This is a genomic window from Alteracholeplasma palmae J233, assembly GCF_000968055.1.
Classification (GTDB): Bacteria; Bacillota_I; Bacilli_A; order Acholeplasmatales; family Acholeplasmataceae; genus Alteracholeplasma; species Alteracholeplasma palmae.
Genome location: NC_022538.1, coordinates 668114 through 691511, shown reverse-complemented (window position 1 = coordinate 691511; position 23398 = coordinate 668114). Strand labels below are relative to the sequence as shown.

General features: G+C 30.5%; 24 protein-coding genes and 2 tRNA genes. 2 read left to right on the top strand and 24 right to left on the bottom strand.

Annotation, left to right across the window (positions count from 1 at the left end; genetic code table 11):
* Nucleotides 1–31: 31 nt before the first annotated feature.
* The 17 genes from BN854_RS03245 to BN854_RS03165 all read right to left on the bottom strand — a co-directional run bounded on the left by BN854_RS03245 (nucleotide 32) and on the right by BN854_RS03165 (nucleotide 17059).
* Complete coding sequence (locus BN854_RS03245) at nucleotides 32–2080, bottom strand: type 2 periplasmic-binding domain-containing protein (protein ID WP_026658199.1); 2049 nt, start codon at nucleotides 2078–2080, stop codon at nucleotides 32–34.
* Between the two features lie 14 nt (nucleotides 2081–2094).
* Complete coding sequence (locus BN854_RS03240) at nucleotides 2095–2952, bottom strand: carbohydrate ABC transporter permease (RefSeq protein ID WP_026658190.1); 858 nt, start codon at nucleotides 2950–2952, stop codon at nucleotides 2095–2097.
* A gap of 9 nt (nucleotides 2953–2961) precedes the next feature.
* Complete coding sequence (locus BN854_RS03235; RefSeq protein ID WP_026658189.1) at nucleotides 2962–3966, bottom strand: ABC transporter permease; 1005 nt, start codon at nucleotides 3964–3966, stop codon at nucleotides 2962–2964.
* On the bottom strand, nucleotides 3938–4534 hold the full coding sequence (locus tag BN854_RS03230) for a hypothetical protein (RefSeq protein ID WP_026658188.1): 597 nt from the start codon (nucleotides 4532–4534) through the stop codon (nucleotides 3938–3940). Before BN854_RS03230 ends, BN854_RS03235 begins: the two co-directional genes overlap by 29 nt.
* 58 nt (nucleotides 4535–4592) lie before the next feature.
* Nucleotides 4593–5630, bottom strand: coding sequence for a LacI family DNA-binding transcriptional regulator (locus BN854_RS03225; RefSeq protein WP_269447599.1), 1038 nt, complete (start codon nucleotides 5628–5630; stop codon nucleotides 4593–4595).
* Nucleotides 5631–5866: 236 nt separating this feature from the next.
* On the bottom strand, nucleotides 5867–6982 hold the full coding sequence (gene dnaJ / locus BN854_RS03220; RefSeq protein ID WP_026658174.1) for a molecular chaperone DnaJ: 1116 nt from the start codon (nucleotides 6980–6982) through the stop codon (nucleotides 5867–5869).
* A 62-nt stretch (nucleotides 6983–7044) separates the two neighbouring features.
* On the bottom strand, nucleotides 7045–8874 hold the full coding sequence (dnaK, locus tag BN854_RS03215; protein WP_026658165.1) for a molecular chaperone DnaK: 1830 nt from the start codon (nucleotides 8872–8874) through the stop codon (nucleotides 7045–7047).
* Entirely contained in the window at nucleotides 8858–9427 is a 570-nt protein-coding gene (gene grpE / locus BN854_RS03210; RefSeq protein ID WP_026658158.1) for a nucleotide exchange factor GrpE, read from the bottom strand. Before grpE ends, dnaK begins: the two co-directional genes overlap by 17 nt.
* A 10-nt stretch (nucleotides 9428–9437) precedes the next feature.
* Nucleotides 9438–10460, bottom strand: coding sequence for a heat-inducible transcriptional repressor HrcA (gene hrcA / locus BN854_RS03205; protein ID WP_026658150.1), 1023 nt, complete (start codon nucleotides 10458–10460; stop codon nucleotides 9438–9440).
* Between the two features lie 263 nt (nucleotides 10461–10723).
* Nucleotides 10724–11497: a 2-dehydro-3-deoxy-D-gluconate 5-dehydrogenase KduD gene (gene kduD / locus BN854_RS03200; RefSeq protein WP_026658147.1), complete on the bottom strand. Its 774-nt coding sequence runs from the start codon at nucleotides 11495–11497 to the stop codon at nucleotides 10724–10726.
* A 22-nt stretch (nucleotides 11498–11519) separates the two neighbouring features.
* Nucleotides 11520–12356, bottom strand: coding sequence for a 5-dehydro-4-deoxy-D-glucuronate isomerase (gene kduI, locus BN854_RS03195; RefSeq protein WP_026658141.1), 837 nt, complete (start codon nucleotides 12354–12356; stop codon nucleotides 11520–11522).
* Between the two features lie 12 nt (nucleotides 12357–12368).
* Nucleotides 12369–13184, bottom strand: a complete 816-nt coding sequence (locus BN854_RS03190; RefSeq protein ID WP_026658134.1) for a sugar phosphate isomerase/epimerase family protein — start codon at nucleotides 13182–13184, stop codon at nucleotides 12369–12371.
* Nucleotide 13185: 1 nt separating this feature from the next.
* Nucleotides 13186–13881 carry an IclR family transcriptional regulator gene (locus BN854_RS07450; RefSeq protein WP_026658129.1) on the bottom strand — a complete coding sequence of 232 codons (696 nt, stop codon included), beginning with the start codon at nucleotides 13879–13881 and terminating at the stop codon, nucleotides 13186–13188.
* A complete protein-coding gene (locus tag BN854_RS03180) occupies nucleotides 13878–14900 on the bottom strand; it encodes a sugar kinase (RefSeq protein WP_026658121.1) in 1023 nt (340 codons plus the stop codon). The genes BN854_RS07450 and BN854_RS03180 overlap by 4 nt, the downstream gene beginning before the upstream one ends.
* Nucleotides 14901–14925: 25 nt before the next feature.
* On the bottom strand, nucleotides 14926–15390 hold the full coding sequence (locus tag BN854_RS03175; RefSeq protein ID WP_026658114.1) for a NanQ anomerase/TabA/YiaL family protein: 465 nt from the start codon (nucleotides 15388–15390) through the stop codon (nucleotides 14926–14928).
* Nucleotides 15387–16409, bottom strand: a complete 1023-nt coding sequence (locus BN854_RS03170) for a sugar kinase (RefSeq protein ID WP_026658112.1) — start codon at nucleotides 16407–16409, stop codon at nucleotides 15387–15389. Before BN854_RS03170 ends, BN854_RS03175 begins: the two co-directional genes overlap by 4 nt.
* A 2-nt stretch (nucleotides 16410–16411) precedes the next feature.
* Nucleotides 16412–17059, bottom strand: a complete 648-nt coding sequence (locus BN854_RS03165) for a bifunctional 2-keto-4-hydroxyglutarate aldolase/2-keto-3-deoxy-6-phosphogluconate aldolase (RefSeq protein WP_026658111.1) — start codon at nucleotides 17057–17059, stop codon at nucleotides 16412–16414.
* Between the two features lie 172 nt (nucleotides 17060–17231).
* On the opposite strand from BN854_RS03165, the gene BN854_RS03160 reads away from it, so the two are divergent.
* Both BN854_RS03160 and BN854_RS03155 read left to right on the top strand, forming a co-directional pair.
* The gene (locus BN854_RS03160) at nucleotides 17232–17831 is read left to right on the top strand and encodes a uracil-DNA glycosylase family protein (protein WP_026658108.1); all 600 of its coding nucleotides are present in this window, start codon (nucleotides 17232–17234) and stop codon (nucleotides 17829–17831) included.
* A 5-nt stretch (nucleotides 17832–17836) separates the two neighbouring features.
* Nucleotides 17837–19609: a glycerophosphodiester phosphodiesterase gene (locus tag BN854_RS03155; protein WP_026658107.1), complete on the top strand. Its 1773-nt coding sequence runs from the start codon at nucleotides 17837–17839 to the stop codon at nucleotides 19607–19609.
* Between the two features lie 56 nt (nucleotides 19610–19665).
* Here BN854_RS03155 and BN854_RS03150 read toward each other — a convergent pair whose 3' ends face one another.
* The 7 genes from BN854_RS03150 to BN854_RS03120 all read right to left on the bottom strand — a co-directional run bounded on the left by BN854_RS03150 (nucleotide 19666) and on the right by BN854_RS03120 (nucleotide 23330).
* Nucleotides 19666–20085 (bottom strand): hypothetical protein, encoded by a 420-nt coding sequence (locus BN854_RS03150; protein ID WP_026658100.1) that lies wholly within the window; start codon nucleotides 20083–20085, stop codon nucleotides 19666–19668.
* A 67-nt stretch (nucleotides 20086–20152) separates the two neighbouring features.
* On the bottom strand, nucleotides 20153–20656 hold the full coding sequence (locus BN854_RS03145; protein WP_026658096.1) for a GNAT family N-acetyltransferase: 504 nt from the start codon (nucleotides 20654–20656) through the stop codon (nucleotides 20153–20155).
* Between the two features lie 133 nt (nucleotides 20657–20789).
* Nucleotides 20790–20878: transfer RNA gene (locus tag BN854_RS03140), tRNA-Ser, on the bottom strand.
* Between the two features lies 1 nt (nucleotide 20879).
* Nucleotides 20880–20955, bottom strand: a tRNA-Arg gene (locus BN854_RS03135).
* A gap of 45 nt (nucleotides 20956–21000) precedes the next feature.
* On the bottom strand, nucleotides 21001–21726 hold the full coding sequence (locus BN854_RS03130) for a metallophosphoesterase (protein ID WP_026658095.1): 726 nt from the start codon (nucleotides 21724–21726) through the stop codon (nucleotides 21001–21003).
* Nucleotides 21727–21801: 75 nt separating this feature from the next.
* Nucleotides 21802–22017: a hypothetical protein gene (locus tag BN854_RS03125; RefSeq protein WP_026658093.1), complete on the bottom strand. Its 216-nt coding sequence runs from the start codon at nucleotides 22015–22017 to the stop codon at nucleotides 21802–21804.
* The gene (locus BN854_RS03120) at nucleotides 22014–23330 is read right to left on the bottom strand and encodes a C1 family peptidase (protein WP_026658092.1); all 1317 of its coding nucleotides are present in this window, start codon (nucleotides 23328–23330) and stop codon (nucleotides 22014–22016) included. The genes BN854_RS03125 and BN854_RS03120 overlap by 4 nt, the downstream gene beginning before the upstream one ends.
* Nucleotides 23331–23398: the final 68 nt, after the last annotated feature.

Here is a 23398-nt window from a genome sequence, read left to right as displayed (position 1 = left end):
AGGAAGGTCCCTCTCTTTAATACAAATATGTTTAGTTACCGAAAAATTCTGTATAATATTTTTGATAAACAGTTAGCCAATAATCTTCAAATTCTTTTCTAGCATCACTAATATCTTTTTTAGTTCCCCATTCACTTGTTTTTGGATCTCCCCAACCATATTTAATCAACAAAGTCCATTTAGGCTGTATATTTGAGCCAAATTGTGTTTTTAATACAAGTGCTTGATGCTCTTTCATAAATGCATCTTCATCTGGTGAAATTGGAAAACTTGATGGTAATGCCATATACCATGGATTATCTACTTTATCAAACGTAGCAATCTTATAAGTACCTGCTTTAATGGCTAGACCTAGTCTATTTACTCCACTCTTACCTTGTTCTGTTAAATTTTGATATGCTAAGGCACCAGGTCTTGAATGTCCAACTGTAAAGGTAGCTCCGACATACATACGCATATAATTACTCCAATTACCAGATGATCTTAAATTGTTATTTTGCATATCAGCAATTGTCTTATCTGATAATTTAACGTACTCTTTACCATCTGTATAAATAAATTTACCATCACGCCATGCTTCTGGACCAAAACTGATTAAATCTGAACCTTCTTGTGAAAAGAAATAATCCATCAGTTCAAAGATTTTATCTCTTTTTTCTTGGCTACTATCATTAAATGCTTTGGCTGGGATTCCCCATCCACCAGTTTTTAAGTTATTAATTGATTCTGTAAAGTGGAAGTATTCATATTCGTTTGTTTCTCCAGTATTCCACTTAACTGCTGGTGGTAGCACTGTTTCATATCTACCAGTTAGTTCATCACCTTTTGCAAAACCACTTGAGGTTGAAGGTATATCATATGACATAAACATGTTTCCACGAGTTAATAACTCTTTTCTCCACTCGCTATTTAAATCATTATTATAACCTTTATCATAATCCTCTTGAATTAGCCCTTCTTTATACATTGCATGTAATCTTTCAAACGCTACATACATTTCATCTTCTACTCTTGCATCATGAAGTTTCCCTTCAATATCTGCCCAAGTCCATTGGAAACTTGATTCAACGCCTCTTACACCCCATATTTGGGCAATTCTAGCAACTAATCTATGATCAGTTCCTTTTCCTGTTCTAGGAGTAAATACTGTAATATTTTCTGTTCTATCATTTGTTAAAAACTTAGGATTATACTTCACAACTCTCATTAATGCGATTAATTCATCAGCATCATAAGCTGCCTGTGAGCTAATAAATAAATCAGATCTTTTAGCATATGTATCTCCATATGTTGAATCTATATGGTTTCTTAATGCTTTTAGTAATTCTAGTCCTGTTTTATTAGATAGATTATTTTGAACTGTCAAAATATTTTGAGTATAATTTTTAGTAACTTCGGTTGTTCCAGCGCCATCAGCTTTAGGCACTAATATCTTAGTGTTAAGCGCCTCAGGTAGGGTTGGTGTAAAAGTACTTTGTAAAATAGCAGTATCTTTTCCTACAGCAGGTAACTCATCATCTAATAGTTTTTCAACCCAATCAAGTCTCATCATGAAATTACTTACAATATCACCATAGCTGTCAACATATGGCGTATGATATATTTTTCCGTCTGCCGCCTTTAATTGCTTTTCTATATTTGGATTTTCATCTAAATATCTAGCTAAATTCGGCATTTTTGCAAGATGATCACTTAATGGAACAATTAAATTTTTAGGACCTGTATTAATAAAGTCCGCACTATTTCCAGTTAATACATCTACGCCATCAAATGGTTTACTAAGTTCAGACAATCTTTTAAACATGGGTGATGAATCATCATCATTATCTGATGCTTTATCCACTAGTTTAACATTTAATTTTTTCTGAACTTCCGCCCAAACTGGCTTCAATTGACCATATGTATACGTAACATTATCTGGTCCAACATATGAATCTGCTTGTTTATATAAAATCGTTTCTTTTTTATTGTTAATTGCTACATTAATAGTTTGTACATCATCTACTTTTTTATCTTCAGTACACGCAACAAGTGTGATTCCTAGTAATATTGCAACAACAAGTGAAAATATTTTTTTCATTTTATACCTTCCTTTTATTCTTTTACGCCACCGACGTTTACGCCTTTAGCAAAATATTTTTGAATATATGGGTAAATAATTATAATTGGTAATATTGAAAAGACTATCATTGCGTATATAGCTGAGGTATTAGAAAAATTTCCTACTGTCCCTCCTTCCAATGACTCTGCATCTTCTAAAAATACCCTCATGAAAACTTGCAATGGCCAGTCTGTTCTTTCTTCTAATAACATACGACTCCAAAAATATGTATTCCATCTTCCTAATCCATAAAACAATGTAACGGTAGCAATTGCTGCTTTAGACATCGGTATATAGATTCCTGAAAGTAATTGAAATTCACTTGCTCCATCAATGGTTGCTGCTTCTTCTATTTCCTTTGGAATACCCTGGAAGTAGTTTTTAAGTAAGATAACATTAAATATATTGATACCCGTGCCAATGACAATTCCCCATCTACTATTTACTCCAAGTCTAATGAAATTTAAATAGGTTGGAATCATCCCTGCACTAAACCACATTGTGAATACTAAATAAAAATTAATTTGTCTTTTAAATAATAATCTGGATTTTGAAAGTGCATATGCACCAGTTAGCGAAACAAACATGCTCCAAACTGTTCCAAAAAATGTATAAAATAATGTGTTAGCATATGTAATCCAATACATCTTATTAGAAATAACATAGTTAATTGCTTCAAACTGTATTTCTTTAGGAAGTAATACAATTTCTCCACCATCAACTGGTTTAATCCCAGAAATAGATGCTGATATAACATATATAAATGGATATATAGCTGCTATAGCAAAGAGTGTTGTTAAAGTATAGGCAATAATTTTAAATATAATTTCTGTTTTATCTAGTCTTTTCATAATTGCTCCTTAGAATAATGATGTTTCAGAAACTTTTCTACTGATGTAGTTAGCACCTAGAACTAAGAACATACCAATTACAGCATTAAAGAAATCTGCTGCAATCCCTATTGATGGAAACTCATTTCTTAACCTATAAACAAAGGTACTTAGCACATCTGCCGTTTCCATTGTTCCATCATTATAAAGAAGTAGTATTTTTTCATATCCAACACTTAAAATATCTCCAATTTTTAAGATAAGCATGATAGTAAGGGTTGGCATAATTCCAGGAAGAGTCACATATCGAATTTGCTCCAACTTATTAGCTCCATCTATTTTTGCAGCTTCGTAGTTTGTTGGACTAATACCCATGATAGCAGCGAAATAGACAATTGAGCCATAGCCTGCAGAAGACCAAATTCCTGACATATGATAAATTGATCTAAAATACTGCGATTCTGATAGCAAATTAACTTCTGTTGCTGCTTTAATTAAACCCATTCTTTCTAAAAACATTGCTATGATACCGGCTTGACCATACTGATTATTAGGTCGTACCATATAAATTAGCATTGTTGTAATAACTACTGTTGAAATGAACTTAGGTAGGTATGAAGCTACCTGAACAATACTTCTGTATTTATTACTTCTAATTTCACTAAATAGTATTGCAAGAATAATAGGTATTGGGAATCCAAAAATCAATCCATATAAGCTTAATACAAATGTATTTTTTAAAGCTCTCCAGAAGTCAGCAGCATTTGTACCTGAAATAAGTGATTGAAATGATACTACTCCTGTCCATTCTTGGAATGTTCCATTAGGTCCATAAGAAGTTTTTTGAAATGCTCTTAAAATTCCTTCCATTGGTAAATAACTAAATAAGAATACAGATGCTATTAGTGGTAAAAGAAGTACATATAGTTGCCAATCTTTATACATTGTCTTAAAAATACGCTTCCACTTACTTTTTTCTATTTCTTCTAAGACATCATAATTAATCTCAGAGATTTGCTTTAAACTGCTGTCCATTTTTTGCTTTCCTTTCTTGATCTACTTGTATTTTTTTTACTACATTACCTACTAAGTCTATGCCTGATGCAAACCCTAATATAAGAGGAGTTAAAATCATTCCAAGTATATCAACTGCTATATAGTAGATAATTGATATCATTAAATCTTGACCCAAAATAACAGAACCAAGTATTCTTCCAATAATTATAAATATCGATGATAATATTCCAAGTTTTATTAAGTCTTTTATCTTATAATTATTCTTTTTAGGATATATCATCAGGAAACTAAATAAACTTAAATTTCCAAGTCCGATAATTATCAAATTCTCAAACTTAAAAGATGTGACTATAAACATTAATAGTGTCAATGGTATAAATAAAGCTAAATAAGCTTTTTTCCATCTAGTATAACCAACTAGCAATAGTGCTAGACTCAGCGAATAAGTAGAAACATTTCTCAGCTTTTCTGTTCCCACTTGAGCAAACATACCATTCACAACAGTCTTAGTTATGATTACTTCAGTTATGATCATTAGTAATGTAATTAAACATAAGTCTAAAAGTAAATACTTTTTAATTTTCATGTGGTCCTCGCTTCGTGTTTTCGTGTACGTACACGTTTTTTGTTCTTTAAATAGAGGCTTACACCTCTAAATTAAAGTTTGAACTTGATAATTTAATATTACTCGTTAAAAAAATATTTTTGTCTTCAGGAATGCTTTTAAATAAGCAATGTTGAACTGCTAATTCAATAGCCTTCTTTCCTTGAAGGTATGGCTGTTGGCTAATAGTTGCGATAATATTATTCTTTTTTATCTCTGAAACAACATATGGTGTTTCATCAACTGTAATAATTTTTATTTCTTTATTGCTTTCTTTAACAGCTCTTAATCCACCAATAATTCCACCTGCAGCAAAGTAGATTAGATCAATACTCTTTGTGCTTAATAAATCACGTACTTTTTTATAGGTTTCAATGTCATCATCTTGACCTTCTATGATATTAATACTTTTTTCATTAAAATTTTCATTGATTCTACTTATAAAACCTTCAACCCTCAATCTGTGCCCAGACATTTTATTAGAACCAGTTACAATCAAAATACTTTGAATATTTTTCAAAAATAAAGCAGTGTCGGCTGCAAGTTCTCCATTATTCCAATAATCACATCCCACAAATGCTAATTTTTCTACATCTAAATCATTATTGATGGTTACTATAGGTATATTAAGTTCTGTTAGCTGTTCTTTAATTTTCGGATCATCTATTGGTGTGATAACGAGTGCATCACACTTGTTATACTCTATTTTTTCAATTGCCTTTATTTGTTCTTCTACATCATAACCTTTTAATTCTATAATATTTAAACTCAGCCCATTTTGTTCGTAAGTTTTTATACTATCCTTCATTCCCTTTATAATATTTACGAAAAAATCATTTCCGATTGAATTAATTACTACTCCAATTTTATAATTTTTATTTGTATTGACTAGTGCTCTTGCATACATATTAAACTGATAATTATTCTCTTTAGCAATTTTTAAAACTAATTCCTTTGTCTCTTTATTTACACCCGATCTATTATTAAATACCCTATCAACTGTTCCTTGAGAGACACCTGCTAATTTTGCAATATCTTTCATCGTTGTTTTCATTATGCCCCTTTCGTTTACGTACACGTTATATTTATATTATATTAAAACGCTTACATTATGTCAATAGTATTTTTATTTTATTTTTAGTAATCTCTACTTTAACTTTCTAAATAAGAATCATTAGTTTCTATACTTAGCAAAAAATCCCTTTATTATCACATTTTCATTGTAGAATCTTTTATTTTATATTTATTTAAAATAAAAAAAATCTAGTCATTTTTACCTATTTATAGGCAATTAAACTAGATTTTTATATATTTTTACTTAAATAAATCTTTGAATCTATCCCAAGCAGATTTTTTTCTTGTTGAATCTAACTGATCCAATTGCTCAAATAGTTTCTTCTCATCTGATGTTAAATTTGTTGGTGTTATTAGACTAACGATAACATACTGAGCACCTTTTCTACCAGATTTAACATCTGCTATACCTTTGTCTTTCATACGAAGTTTGGTCCCAGCTTGCGTTCCGGCAGGTATTTTCATTTTCACATCACCATAAATTGTAGGTATATCAATAGTTGTTCCTAGGGTTGCTTGACTGAATGTTAAAGGTACTTCTAATATAATATCTTGTCCTTCGCGCTTGAATATCTTATGCGGTCTTACTCTAAAGGTGATATACAAATCACCTGAAGGAGCCCCTTGATTACCACCTTCACCATATCCTGAAACTCTTAAAGTCATATTAGTATCTACACCAGCTGGTATCTTAACTTCCACTGTTTTCTTAACTTTTTCTCTGCCTGATCCAGAACATTTATGACATTTTTCTTTGATGTGTTTACCAGTTCCGCCACACTTTGGACAAGCTTGTTGCGTTCTGAAAGTACCAAACATAGTTCTTTGTTCTACATTTACTGCACCTGTACCATGACATTTATCACAAGTTTCAATGTCTTTCTTATTTTCTGCACCTGTTCCATGGCAGTGTCCACAGTCTTGCTCAATTTCAACTTCTACTTGTTTTTTAGAACCTAAAACAGCTTCCATGAAATCAATGGTCATCATACGTTCAATGTCATTACCGCGATATTGAGTTTGTCTACTATTTTGTTGAGATGATCTTCCCCCACCGAAAAACGAACTAAATATATCACTGAAGTCAGCACCACCAAAGCCACCGCCAAAACCTTCAAATGGATTGCCGCCTTGTGCACCTGCATGTCCGAATTGATCATAGTTTGATCTTTTTTCTTGGTCTCCTAAAACATCGTAAGCTTCTTGAACTTCTTTAAATTTCGCTTCTGCATTTTCTTCTTTAGAAATATCGGGATGATATTTTTTAGCTAATTGTCTATATGCTTTTTTTATTTCTTCTGCGCTTGCAGTCTTTGAAACTCCAAGGACTTCATAATAATCTCTTTTATCTGCCATATTTAACTCCATAACTGAATAATAAGGGACAGTTTGCGCCCCTTATTATATAATTTTATTTTTTATTTTTCTTCAAAATCAGCATCTACTACATCATCTTTTTTATCGTTTGATTGTTCTGCCGATTCATCTTGTGGTGCTGATTCTTTTTGAGCTTTTTCGTATGCTTTAACTGCAATACCTTGTGCATCTTTAGTTAATTTTTCTGTTTTTTCTTTAATTACTTGGTTATCTTCACCTTTTAGGGCTTCTTCTAATTCAGCAATTGATTTTTCAACAGTTTCTTTTTCACTAGCATCCACATCATCTTTTAAGTCTTCTAATGCTTTTTTAGTTTGGAAAATTAAATTATCTGCTTCGTTTCTTATTTCAGCGCTTTCTTTTTTAATTCTATCTGCTTCAGCATTTTCTTCAGCTTCTTTTACCATCTTTTCAATTTCTTCATCTGATAATGCTCCAGACCCTGAGATAGTAATCTTATGTTCTTTCTTAGTTCCTAGATCTTTTGCTTTAACTGAAACAATACCGTTAGCATCAATATCAAATGTTACTTCAATTTGTGGTACTCCACGTGGTGCTGGTGGTATATCAGTTAATTGGAAGCGTCCTAATGTTTTATTATCTGCAGCCATTGGTCTTTCACCTTGTAATACATGAATATCAACAGCTGGTTGGTTATCTGCTGCAGTTGAGAATACTTGTGTCTTAGATGTTGGAATAGTTGTATTTCTTTCAATTAATTTAGTAAATACATTTCCCATTGTTTCAATACCTAATGATAATGGTGTAACATCTAATAATAAGATATCTTTAACATCTCCTGCTAAAACTCCACCTTGGATAGCAGCACCCATAGCTACTACTTCATCTGGGTTAACACTTCTATTTGGTTCTTTTCCTAATTCTTTTTTAACTAGTTCTTGTACAGCAGGGATTCTTGTAGAACCACCTACTAATAGAACTTGGTGAATATCATTAGCACTTAATTTAGCGTCAGATAAAGCACGTTTAACTGGTCCTAAACAACGTTCTACTAAGTCTTTTGTTAATTCATTGAATTTAGCTCTTGTTAAGTTATATTCTAAGTGTAATGGTCCTGCATCACTCATTGTAATAAATGGTAATGAGATTTGAGTTGTAGTTACTCCACTTAAGTCTTTCTTAGCTTTTTCAGCAGCATCTTTTAATCTTTGTGTAGCCATTTTATCTTTTGATAAATCTACACCTTGATCTTTTTTAAATTCTGCAGTTAAGAACTCTACAATCTTATCATCAAAATCATCTCCACCTAATTTATTATCTCCGGCAGTTGAAGCAACTTCAAATGTTCCATCTGCTAAGTGAAGAATTGAAACGTCAAATGTTCCACCACCTAGGTCAAACACTAGAACTGTTTGTTCTTTGTCTACTTTATCAATACCATAAGCAAGCGCAGCCGCTGTAGGTTCGTTTATAATACGTTTTACATCTAATCCCGCAATTTTACCTGCATCTTTAGTTGCTTGACGTTGTGCGTCATTAAAGTATGCTGGAACAGTGATAACTGCTTGAGTAACTTCTGCACCTAAGTAGCTTTCAGCTGTTTGTTTTAGGTTTTGAAGGATCATTGCGCTAATTTCTTGTGGTGTATAGTTTTTACCGTTTACTGAAACAGTATATCCTTTTTCACCCATATGTCTTTTAATTGAACTGATTGTATTTGGGTTAGTAATTGCTTGTCTTTTAGCAACTTCTCCAACCATAATTTCATCACCTTTAAAAGCAACTACTGAAGGGGTTGTTCTCCCACCTTCTGCGTTAGGAATAACTTTTGCTTCTCCACCTTCCATTACAGAAACTACAGAGTTTGTTGTTCCTAAGTCTATACCAATAATTTTATTTGTCTTCGCCATTGTTATTTTCACTCCATTCATTTACTTTTACCATTGCTGGTCGTAATATTCTTTCTTTATATGTATATCCTTTTTGAAGTACTTCAACATTAATTCCATTTTCTTTATCTGATATGTTAACTTTTTCAACTGCATAGTGTAGTGTTGGATCAAATGGTTTATTTAAAGCATCTATCTCTTTTACACCTTCAGTTTCTAAAATTGATTTAAATTGATCGTTGATCATGTTAAATCCAATTAAGAAGTTTTTTAAAACTTCGTTATCTGTTTTCATTTCAACAACTTTTGCAAATTGATCTAATGGAACTAATAAGTCATTAATAAGGTTACTTGCTGCATATTTTCTATCATTAATTCTTTCTTGTTGAATTCTTTTTTTAAAGTTTTCAAGTTCTGCTGCATTTCTAAGTAATTTATCTTTTAGTTCAACAATTTCTTGGTTTAATCCTTCAATGATTTCTTTTTCTTTTTTCTTTTTTTCTTTTTTTGGTGTTTCTTCTTTTACAATATCTTCTTGGATATTTTCATCTATGATGTCATTTTCTTTTTCCATGGCCATCTCCCTACTTTTTATATAATTTTGCTAAGTTAACTGCGATGTATTCAAGTAATGGTATAACTTTTTTGTATTCCATTCTTGCTGGTCCAAATATGGCAATCGTCCCATTATCTTCCTCATTAATTTTATAAGGTATGGAAACAACTGAGTAATTTTCTAGTGGTAATAATTTCATATCATCAGCAAACTTAATTGTAAGTCCATCAGTTGATTCAACTAAATTGACTAATTCTCTTCTATCGAGCATATCAACAAATCTTTTAATAGTTGATACATTGTTAAATTCAGGTTGTTCAAATATATTTGTCACTCCTGATAAATAGAAATTATCTGATGCAAATTGCGCAAAGGCTTGAATAAAGGATTCTACAATTTGGCTTTGATACTTCATGTACTTTCCAATTTCTTCTTTTGCAAATTCAGCCTTGATAATATTAGAAGCTTCGTATAAATATTTATCTTTAAGTAAGTCATTTAATGTTTTGATAACTTCTTTTAGATCATTCATATTCACTTCATCTTTTTCAGAAAGACTAATATTTTGATGTTGAACATGTCCATGATTTGTAACAATCAACATGACAGCATTCATTTCATCTAATGGGATAAAATCAATTTTTTGTATCTTACTTGTTTTAACTACATCAGGACCTACTGCCATTGCTGTATAATTTGTCAAATTACTTAAGAGTTCTAAGGCTTCTTTAATAGCTTGTTCTTTCGCTAGACTGTATTTAGCAAATATTTCATCTATTAAAGGATACATTTGAGATATTTCCTGGTCTCTGGTTACTAAATGATTCACATAGTATTTATAGCCTTTTTGTGAAGGTATTCGTCCACTAGAAGTGTGTGTTTTTTCTAGGAAACCTAGATCTTCTAATTGTGCCATATCATATCTTATAGTTGCACTTGAGAAATCCAAGTATGGTAAGTTAGTTAATATTTTGGATCCAACAGGTTGAGCATCTTCTGCATATATCTCAACAATTGCCTTTAATATTAACTTTTGTCTATCCGTTAACAAATTATCACCTCGCTAGCACTCATTACTTTCGATTGCTAGTTATATTGTAATATATATTTTTGGCAATGTCAAGTATCGAGTGCTATTTTAGATTTATTTTTTAAATTTTCATTATGTTAAATCCATTTATTATAAAAATCATATTTTTTTTGATTAAAAATATATATACACGATAAATTAAAAAGGCACAGCCCCAAATATATATTTGAAGTGTGCCTTTTTGATTCTATCTTATTTAATAAAATGTGATTATCTTTCTAGAATTATCTAGCTAACCATCCACCATCAACTGCCAATGTAAATCCATTAACATAGTCTGATGCTTCTGAAGCTAAGAATACTGCTGCTCCAGCGATATCTTCTGGTGTTCCCCAACGACCTGCAGGAATTCTTTCTAGAATTTGTCCAGAACGTGTTTCATCATCGCGTAATTGTGCTGTGTTATTAGTTGCCATATATCCTGGTGCAATAGCATTTGCATTAATGCCATATTTTGCCCATTCATTAGCCATTAACATTGTTACACCTTTAACACCTGATTTAGATGCTGTGTAAGATGGAACTCTTACTCCACCTTGGAATGCTAACATTGAAGCGATTGAGATAATTTTACCACTTGATTTTTGTGCTACATATTGGTTAGCAACTGCTTGTGATAAGAAGAATACTGTTTTGATGTTAATATCCATAACATCGTCCCAGTCTTTTTCACTGAAGTTAAGTGCATCTTCTCTTCTGATGATACCTGCGTTGTTAACTAAAATATCTACTTTTCCAAATTCTTTAACTACATTAGCTACTAAGCCTTTTAAGAATTCTGGATTAGCGTTTGCAATTAAATCTGCTTTAATAGATAAATATTTTCTTCCTAGTGCTTCAACTTTAGCTTTTGTTTCTGGTTGATCAACATAATCAACACCAGCAACATCAGCTCCTGCTTGTGCAAGTGCAATAGCAACACCTTGTCCTAGCCCTGTAGATGAACCAGTTACGATTGCTACTTTATTTTTTAAACTGAATTTTTCTAAAATACTCATGATAAATAGTCCTCCTATTTTTTTATTTTAAATCTTTCATTTCAACAAAGTCCATATCATCATATGTTTGGTTTTCCCCAGTCATACCCCAGATAAATGTATAATCTGATGTTGCAAATCCTGAGTGAATTGACCAACTTGGTGATATTACAGCTTGTTCATTTGACATAACGATATGTCTTGTTTCTTGTGGTTGTCCCATTAAGTGGAATACTCTTGTGTTTTCATCCATGTTAAAGTAGAAGTAAACTTCCATTCTTCTTTCATGTGTATGACAAGGCATAGTGTTCCATGAACTTCCTTCTGCTAATTGTGTCATACCCATTTGTAGAGCACAAGTTTCACAAACTGCAGGGTTTAAATATTGATAAATTGTACGTTTGTTTAATGTTTTAGGAGCTCCGACTTCTCTTGGGTTCGCATTTTTAAATGGAATATGAACAGTTGGTAATTCCTTGTGAGCTGGCGCACTATTAATATAGAATTTAGCTGGGTTTTTTGGATCTAATGAACCAAATGTAACATTCTTGATTCCTTTTCCAACGTATAATCCGTCTTTTGAGATCATATCGTATTTCTTACCATCTAAAGTGATATATCCAGCACCACCGATGTTAATTACACCTAATTCTCTTCTTTCTAAGAAGTATTCAGTTCCTAAGTCTTTAGTAACTGGTAAAGCTACCTCTTTTTTGACAGGCATGATACCACCAGCAATAATTCTATCATGGTGAGAATATGTAAATAGAATTTCATCTGCTTCAAATACTTTTTCGATTAAGTATCTTTCTCTTAAAGTAGCAGTATCATATTTTTTTGAATCCTCTGGATGATTATTATAACGAACATCTAATTTCATTTTTTTTCCTCCTTATTTTATCAATGAAGATATTAGTTCATAACTTTCTTGAAGGTCTTCTTTTTTAACACCTTCAAATATTAAATAGGCACTTGGTACCTCTTCTTTAATTCTTTTAATAATGGCTTTATAGTCCATAAGTCCTTTGCCAAGTCCAACTTGTTTTAACTTTTCTCCCTCAATTACAAAATCTTTTAAATGGAAAATAACAATATGCTCTTTTAGTAATGCTAATGATCTATCTAAAATTTCCATTCTGTTTTCGTAATTTTCTAGATTTAAAAAGTTATACAAATCTACTGTAACTTTTAGGTGTGGACTATTAATTTTATCAACAATTTCTTTTACTCTTTCAGGAGTAGAGGCTACATGTGGGTATGCCCCTTCAATTGCAATATAACTATTATTTTTTTCAGCGGTTAGGCTTAAATCTTTAAATACTTCAATCACTTTATCTAAAGTTTCTTGAGTGTGATTTTCAGGCATATATCCCCAAGGTGTTCCCATAAGAGATCCTGTTTCACTTCCAACAAATTTAGCATTCAGTGAATTTGCTATTTCAAGTTGTCTTTTAAAGTATTCAATTCCTTCATTTCTTATTTCTAAGTCTGGATGAACTGGGTTAAAATACGCGCCTAACATAAATATTTCTGGTTTCGTTCCAAAATATTTTTTAATTTCTGTTAAATCATTAAAATCAACTGGAGTATCAATAGCTTTCTTAAAGACAAGTTGAACCCCTTCGAATCCATATGATAAAACATGTTCACTTAATTCTTTTGCACTATATTTTCCAATATCATGTGCTCTTACACCTAATTTAAACATTTTATTCACCTAAATATCCTAATTTTTTAGAAACTTTTTGACCTAATTTTAAGAAATTTTTAATGACTTCTTCAGATTCAGGTTTTTCAAAAAGATCAGACACCGAAATGACACCAGTAACTCTATTTTCAAAGTTTTTAACTGGTATAGCTATAACTGATATTCTACCTTGTTTTTTATCACTTAAAACATATCCGTTTTGAAAGAATTCTTTTTCTTTTTCATCTAATGTGTTATCAGAGTCAAGGCTAAATATTCTAAAGCATGTACCAATTGGGCTGTCATCATCTATAGGGAGTGTTGTCCCTATTTCTTCTGGTGTGATGATTAAACTGTTTGGAGACTGATATTTATATATATATACTATTTTTTCATCTGTCTTTTTACTAATAAAAGCTGTTTTCCCATATTCATCTGCAAAAGTATTAAGTTCAAAGGAAGCAGCTTCTATTAAGTTAGAGTTTTTGGTATACACCGAACCGATTGCAAACATTTTAGATCCGATTACATAGTTTTTAAGTCTTGGATCTTTATAGTAAACTGCATCGGCTTTGTATAATGTTTGTAAAAAATCGTATGCAGTGGCTTTTGGAATGTCAAGCATACGATATATTTGTCCGAGTGTTAATCCTTCTTTGTGTTGAGAAATTAATTCTAATACGTCTAAGACGCGATTAACAGATCGGTTTTCTTTCATCGTTGAACGCGTCCTGAAGCATCTCCACCAGCTAAAGCTTCAACTTCTTGTTCTGATACTAAGTTAAAGTCTCCTTGAATAGTGTGTTTTAATGCACTAGCAGCTGCAGCAAATTCAACTGCTTCTTTTGGTTTACGAGTTAATAATCCGTGGATTAATCCCCCTGAGAATGAGTCTCCTCCACCAACACGGTCAATAATTGGATTGATTTCATAACGTTTTGAATGGTGGAATTCTTTACCATCAAATAACAATACGCTCCATCCATTATGAGTTGCTGAGAATGATTCTCTTAATGATGTAGCAACCATTTCAAAATTAAATGTTTCAGCCATTTCTTTGAAAATTGCTTTATATGCATCTAAGTCTAAATGTCCTTTAGTAACATCTACACCTTTAGGTTTGAATCCTAATGTTAATTCTGCATCTTCTTCATTTCCAATACATACGTCAACATATTGCATTAAGTCTCTCATAACGCTTTGTGCTTCAGCAGGTGTCCATAATTTTTTACGGTAGTTTAAGTCAACTGATACTTTTACACCATGTTTTTTAGCTGCGATACAAGCTGCTTTAGTTAAAGCTGCTCCATTTTTAGAAATTGCTGGAGTAATTCCTGACCAGTGGAACCAGTCAGCATCTTTAAAGATTGCGTCAAAGTCAAAATCTTTAACATCTGCTAATGCGATTGCACTATCAGCACGGTCATAGATAACTTTTGAAGCTCTCATTGAAGCTCCTGTTTCTAAGTAGTAAATACCTACTCTATCTCCACCACGAGCGATGAAGTTAGTGTGAACACCATATTTTCTTAAAGCATCAACTGCGCTTTGTCCGATTTCGTGTTTTGGTAATTTTGATACGAAGTATGCTTCATGACCATAGTTTGCAAGTGAAACAGCAACGTTAGCTTCTCCTCCACCATAAACGATATCAAATGAATTACTTTGTACAAATCTTTGATGACCAGGTGTTGATAATCTCAACATGATTTCTCCTAGTGTAACAACTTTTGCCATTTTTATTTTCTCCCTAGATTTTATATTATTTTATTTTTACTTTAAATACTGCTTTTTTTACTGATGTATGACATTCAGTAGTAAGTTTTGGCATATGTAGATCTTGTGGTAAAACAAGAGCGAACATATCTTGATTTAAATAAACTTTAACAAAATGTTTAATATCATATTTTTCTACATCTTTTTCTGGATTATAAGGTGCAGTTACTACTACGTTATCTTTATTATCAACGTTATGATATCCAATATATTCAAATCCTTCTAAAACAAGTTGAATATCTGCATAATTTTGATGTCCTTCAAAATAGCATTCTTCAAGTGGTCTTGGATTGTAGTCTTCTCTTAATAGATAAACTTCTTTTCCATCTACTTCGTGTTTTCCTGGTGCTAATGCTAGAAGATCATTATTTTTAATGTATTCAACTACTTTTTTAAAGTTTGGATGAATGCTTGCATAGTAGTCTAAGTTTTTTATTTTATCGACAATCATCGGATTACCTTCCCATCTTTATTATTCATAAAATTAAGAATGTCAGATTCTTCAAGATTTAACGCATCACCCCAAATAGTATGTTTTAGAACTGATGCGGATAAACCGAAGTTTAAGGCATAGAATAAATCTTCTTTTTTATTGTTTAATAATCCATGAATGACACCTGCGGCAAAGGCATCTCCGCCACCGATTCTATCATAGATATTAAATCTTATAGGAGCAGCATAATATGCTTTATTTGCTTGGTAACAATACGCTGATAGGGCATTATCAGTTGCTGAGAAGATTTCTCTTTTTGTACCAAAAACTTTATCTCCTTGATATTTTTTTAATAAGTCTTGTAACAATTGTTCTTCTTGTTCTGTTTCAGGTAAATCTGTGTTTCTAGTTACACCAAATAATTTTTCAGCATCATATGGACTTGCAAAGAAAAGATCTACATATGGTGCGATTTGTTGATATATTGGGGCTGCTTCTTCTGTATCATTCCATAATTTACTTCTGAAATTACAGTCAAAACTTACATAGACATTGTATTTTTTAGTAGCTTCTAGCATTTCAAATAAGACTTTTCTAACATTTTCTCCTAGTGCTAAGTTAATTCCACTAAAGTGAAACCATTTAGCTTTTGAGAATATTTCATCAAAATCAAACTTTTCTGCATAGATAGATGTAATCGCTGAGTACTTTCTGTTATATAGTACTTTAGATGGTCTACCACCAAAGCCTGGTTCTAAAAAATAAATACCAATATTTGTGCCACCACGATCAACATATTCAGTGTTTACACCATAACCGCGTAAATGTTTTATAGCACCATCACCTAATTGATTTTCAGGCAATCTAGATAAAAAATACGCATTATGACCAAATTTTGATAGTGAAACAGCAACGTTTGCTTCTCCCCCACCATAATTAGCGAGGAAACTTCTAGCACCTTCGATTGTGTTATATTCCGGAGGAGTTAGTCTTAACATAATCTCACCGAAGGTAATAATACGATTTTTCTTACTCATTATTATTTAGCTGCTCTTGCTTTCTTAACAGCTTCAACAAATGCTTTAGCGTTTGCAGTAACTCCTGCGAAGTCACCTTTAGTTGCTGGTCTTGTTAATTCTCCACCAACACCAACTGCTACAACACCATTTTTAATCCATTCACCGATATTATCGATGTTTACGCCACCTGTAGGCATAATGTTTGCTTGTGGAAGTGGTCCTTTAACTGCTTTAACATAACTTGGTCCAAATGCGCTTCCTGGGAATAATTTAACAATATCTACTCCTGCTTCCATAGCTGTTAACATTTCAGTAATTGTTAAACATCCTGGCATATAAGGAATTTGGTATCTATTACATAATTTAGCTGTTGCTAAATCAAATCCTGGAGAAACTATATATGTAGCTCCTGCTAAAATAGCTGCTCTAGCAGTTTCAGCGTCTAATACAGTACCAGCTCCTAAGATTAAATCTTCTGGTTTGAATGCTTTTGCTAATTCTTTGATTACGTCTGCTGCTCCTGGAACAGTAAATGTAAGTTCAATGGCAGGAATTCCACCTTTTACACATGCTTCTGAAATTTTGATTGCTTGTTCTGCATTGTCAGCACGAACTACTGCTACTACACCAACATCTGTGATGCGTTTGATAACATTTTGTTTAAACATTTTATATCTCCTTTTTATAATCAGTGTTTATTATTACATACACTAGTATTATAGACTTATTAGTGCGTAAAGTCAATTCTTCTAACCTTTTATTAAGTTATTTTTATCGTTATATTAATTGTTATTTATGATTATTTTTATCGTTAATGTTATTATATAAGTGGGTGGTATTATGAAATACGAAATATTCAATCAAAATATCTTATCAATTATCGAAGAAATCAAAAAAGACAGTCTTAATATGGTTTATACAAAGAACAATATCAATCCTATTTATATGGCAAATAGTAAAGCCAAAATACTAATTATAGGTCAAGCACCAGGACTAAAGACTGCTGAAAAAGAAATGGTTTTTCTTGATAAGTCAGGTGATACCTTACGCGAATGGTTAGGAGTGTCTAAAGAAATATTTTACAGTGGCATTTTTGCAGTTTTACCTTTAGATTTTTATTATCCAGGTAAAGGGAAGACTGGTGACTTACCTCCTAGAAAAGAATTTGCACCCTTATGGCATAAAAGAATAATGGATCAAATGCCTGATATTAGTTTAACTATTCTTATAGGTTCATACGCCCAAAAGTATTACTTAGGGAATAAATATCGCTCTCTTACAGAAACTGTTTTTAATTATAAAAGTTTTTTACCTACATATTTTCCAATTGTTCATCCATCCCCTCTTAATTTTAGATGGCAAAATAACAATCCTTGGTTTAAAGAATTTGTAGTTAATGATTTAAAAACAATGGTTCATAATATAATTTTAGGTAGGTGATAGTTATGGAAAAAATAAACATCAAAAAAACACTTTCGTTAAGTTTATCACTCATTAAAAAGAATTTTTTTAGGTATGTGTTTATAACTATTTTAATTGAGTTCTTCTTAATTTTATTAATGAATGAAATTATTAAAAATGTTTTTAATATTGCACTTCTAACGGCTAAGATTGACGGCATATCGAATGATAATTTTACTGCAGTGTTTAAAAATCCGATTGCTGTACTCATTTTATTGTTAGTAGTGATTATTAGTGTAATACTCATTATTCTCCAAGTAACTATCACTTATTATTATGCTAGTACTGATTATAAAACCCAGAATAGTTCTTTTAAAAAACCTCTACTTGCTTTAAAGAAGATCAAATTAAAGCATTTACTTATTTTATTAGTATATATTTTTCTTATTATGCCTAATGGCAATATCGGTATGTCATCAGGATTAACTTCAAAAGTTCATCTACCTGAATTTATTGTAGAAGCATTTTTCGAAAATACATTACTTACTGTTTTATATTACACTTTAATTTTAATTTCATTTTATTTGAATATTAGATTATTTTATACTTTTGTTATTTTCACTAATGAACCTTTATCGTTTTTTGATTCCATGAAAAAAAGTTGGGCAAAAACAAAGAAAAATAGTTTAAGAATTTTAGTAATTGTTGGGATTATTTCTGTCATTCCTTTTTTACTCATTGGGTTAAGTTACTTAATTAATTTAGGATTATACAACTGGCTAAGTAGTTTATTTCCATCATTTAGCAGCGAGATTAAATATATTTTACAAGAAGGTTTAACTTTCTGTTATATTATTATATTATCTGTTTCAACCATTTTTCTTATCCAAATAAGTGTTGTAAGTTATAATGTTTTAAATAAGACTCCCGTCATTAAAGAAGACTTAAGACTTCCTAAGTTTTCTCATTATAAAAAATTAAGATATAGTGTTTTTGGAGTAAGTTTTGTTTTATTAGTTATCATTGCTTCTCTTCTAACAAGTATACCTAAATTTACTGGTAATCCTAAAATTGTTTCACATAGAGGTGAGTCTGTACTAGCGATTGAAAATACTTTAGATGCTTTAAGAATTGCAAGCACTTATAAGCCTGATTATGTTGAAATGGATATTCAACAAACCCAAGATAAAAAAATTGTTGTCTTCCATGATTTCAATTTAAAGCGTTTAGCAAATATAGATAAAAGAGTAAATTCACTTACTTTAAATGAACTAGAAAATACTACAATAAGACATAGAGGTATTAGTTCTAAGATACCTAGTTTTTATGATTACATGAGTCTTGCCAAAGAGCTTAATCAAGATATCATGATTGAATTAAAAACAACTAGAAACGATAGTGATACTTTTATAGATGATATGATGGCGATTCTAGATGAATTAGACTATAGAGATCATGTAGTTTTTCAATCACTTGATATCAATATTATATTAAAATTAAAGGAAAAATACCCAAATGTAACTACAGGATATATTATAGGTTTTAACTTAGGTGGCTTGAAAAATTATGATATAGACTTCTACTCAATGAGTTCTTATTCTGTTTCTAAAAAAGTTTTATCTGATATTAGAAGATATAATAAATCTCTTTTTATATGGGATGTCAATTCAGAAAGTGATATCTCCTATTACTTACAGTTAGATATAGCAGGCATTATTACTGATCAAACAGAATTATCAAAAGAGGTAAAACTTAAATTAGAAAATGGCAATTTTAGTAATATATTATTTAATTTTGAGTTTAATTTGTTTCCTTAAAATAATAAAACAGGATTTTAAAGTCCTGTTTTTTTTATAATATATAGTATATTTATTTAAATATTAAGATGATTATGCAAATAATTAAAATTTATAAAAAATATAACTGGAATGAAAACCCAAGATGTTTGATTTACTAATAAGAACATTAGAATATAAACTATTGATGTAACTACTGAAACTACAATATATCCTGAGCTTAAAATTTTTTCCCCTTTACTTATACCTTCACTATTATTTTCTTTTATATTTTCATCCCTTATTGATATAAATGACAGGCATATAAATAATAAAATTGTTATTATCCAATGATTGCTAAATTCTGTAAAGCATGCTAATAAAATAAATGATAAATTTGCAAAAAAATTATTCATTACTACCATAACTAAATATGTAATTGTTTTTATTTTTTGTTTTTCTTTTAATTTATCATCAAATATGTTATTACTTTCTTTTACATAATACTCATTATTCATTATTATCCCCCTAACTTTCACTGGTAATTTATATTATCATTATGATGAGTTTATTTCAATTATCGCATTAATACTTTTCCGTTAGATTATAAATATACTCAATAAAATTATTATTTTTAATTTCTTTTGCAAATCCCATCTTTTCAAATATTTTCATAGATGCAATATTTGCATTTTCAACATCTGCTTTAACAATGTCAACATGCCCTCCTGCTATTTCTCGCGCTTGCAAGACTATTTGTCTTAATAGCTTAGAACCAATTCCATGATTCATAAATTCAGGATTAACTACCAATGGGTTGATTGCAAGAAAGAACTTTTTCTTTTCGTTATAATAGTGAAATACAACAATACCATAAACAACATCTTCGCTTATAAAAAGTTTAATATATGATTTTATATTTGCCATTTCATATGGATTATCCAAAAAATATTTATATGTTTTAGAGATTGGTTCATTATATGTGGCATACTTATTTATTAACCTAGCATTTAAATATTTCGATTCATCTATCCATTTATCTAAGTATTTATGTATTTCTATATTGTAGTCGCTTATTTCGAATTTCATACGCTACATCATCCTTTGAAATTTTAATTATATTTTTGTATCCCAATAGAATATAGTTTAATCCTTTTATTTACTTTACCATATAACATGAAAGTAAATATGTTTCAATTGTGTCAAACAATTAACTCTTTGATGGCGGAGGAAAGGGGATTTGAACCCCTGCGCCTTTGACAGCCTACGAGCTTTCCAAGCCCGCCTCTTCAGCCACTTGAGTATTCCTCCATGGTGCATCCGACATGATTTGAACATGCGACCCTAACCTTCGGAAAGTTATGCTCTACCAACTGAGCTACGGATACATAGTTCTTTATTATTATACATAACTTTTAGGATATATCATAGTCTTATTTGATGATATCAGTTATTTTCGCATGTCCATTTTCTAATTCTATAACTAATATAAATATTTTATTGGTTTTGATTGAACAAGCATCTATTCCTATAAAATTTTTGTAGATAAAAGGTTCGCCTATCATCTTTTTATTTAAATATATTTTGTTTAAATCACTGGCGTGCCAGTGTCCAAAGATTTGAATATAATCATCATAAGGATATTTTTTAATAAAATCAATTGTATTTGACATATTATATATTTCCCAAAATCCTCTTTTGTTTTCAGTAAAACCAGCGTGTGTCAGCATATAGTTACCTATCACATAGTGGTCCTTCATTTTAGAAAGTAATGAAATCAAGTCGGGGTAGTTTTCTTTAATTTTTTTAACATGTTCTAAATTATTTTCAAAAAAACTATATATTGGCATGCCTGATAAGTTTTCAATTGTTTTATCTAGACCATGATAATATGCATGAAACTTACCATCACTTTTATTTTCTAATAAGTCATATAAAAAATCATCATGATTACCTCTAATTGCATATAATTTATTTTTACGATCCATTTCTAATAAATAGTTTAAAACTAAATCATTTTGATTGCCTCTATCAAAGAAATCTCCTAAACCTACTAAATAGTGGTCTTTATTCTCTGAATCAAAATTAGCTTTTTTAAATCCTTCTATCATTGCATCGTAATTTCCATGTGCATCTGAGAATACAAAATACTTTTTCATTTTTCCAGCCCCTTTAACTACGCTATTATATCAAAAAAAAGAATAAGTCTCAATTGAAACTTACCCTTTTATGATTTATATTATTTCTTCTACTTGTAAGACATCTAGTAATTTCATATATGTTTTGTAGTCAATTATTGTAAAAGTAGCAACAGAACCTGAAATAATTTGGTAGGTTGTCTCAGTTGTTTTCTTTTTTCTAAATGTGAAATTTTTTTGTATTCTATTGATTGTAGCTGTATTTAAAATAACTTCATTTCCACTAATATCTTTGACTTTTATGAATTTCATTTAGCTAATGTTCCCATTGGATCCCATGGTTTTAAGACTATTGGTTTTTCTTCCCATGCTAACTTTTGTTCCTGAGTTAATAATTCTTTTTTAATAACTGCTTGGTATACATATTTATTAAACCATGAGTCACTACATACATAGTATCCTTTATTACCGTTTTGATTTCCCCAACTATTTTCTATTTTGAAACGATTAGGTTTCCCGTTTAAAAGATTAACTCCTGTAATCACCATTGCATGCCCTGGAATACTATGGCCAAAATCAAGTGATACATCTTTTTCTAAGTCTACATCAATTTCAAATAAGTTTTCATAATCAAATGTTTGATCATCCCAGAAGCCCACTTGTCTGTCTCCATCATAAGCAACGTCTGAACCAAACCATACTAAATCTTTATTTTCAAGTTGTTTTATAACTAGGTTTTTAAAATCATTGATATTTAAATTAATATATTTAATTTCTTGCCCACCAATAACATTTCCTAAATATGGAACAGTATATGTTTTCATAAATGGTTTATCTTTAGTTGGTGCATTAATAATACTGATATAGTCAGTTAAGTTATGTTCAGTGTATTCGTTATAGAATTTTTTAGGATCTAAATTTTCTATTAAATGATATTGATTATCTTTATCAACATATTCATAATTAAATATTTTAGGTGGCATACCAAAACATGTTACTAAAAATGTATATAGTTCTTCTAATGTCTTTTCTTTTAAGGTTACTAGTTCGCTTTTACTAGCTTTTCTTGAAAGAGCTGCATATTGTCTTAGTTTTCTATTAATTACTTGATTCATGATTCTAGTGTTTGAACTACTTGATGTTTCAGGCATTACTTCTTTAGGCATCACACCATATTTTTCAACAACTGAGACAAACATTGCCCATTGTCCACCATCTTGAATTCCCATATGTAATAGATGTTGTAAAGTTCTATCATCTATATCAGTAGTTAAGAAATCATCCATGATTTCAATGAAATAATTAATTTTTTCAAATTTATCCCAGAAAGCAATATAATTTTGAGAAAATTCAAATTCTGATACATTTAATTTTTTAGCGGTATATTCTCTTAAAACATTAAGTCCTGCAAATATCCAACATCTACCACTCATTTTTTGATTGGCTACTGGTAATGTAGGGATTTCTACTGAAAACTTAAATTGATTTTGTTTTTCTTTTTCTTGGTTATAAAGAATTGTTTGAAGTTCTGCTCTATTTAATACTGTCTTTAGAGCATTTTGAACTTTCTTTTCTTGATACTTTTCTGTTAATACTTTGATATTTTTTTCTTCTATTTTTCTCATTTCACACCTCTTATAATTGTTTTTATTATACTCCAAAGATAAAAAATTGCAAATCTATTCTTATTTTA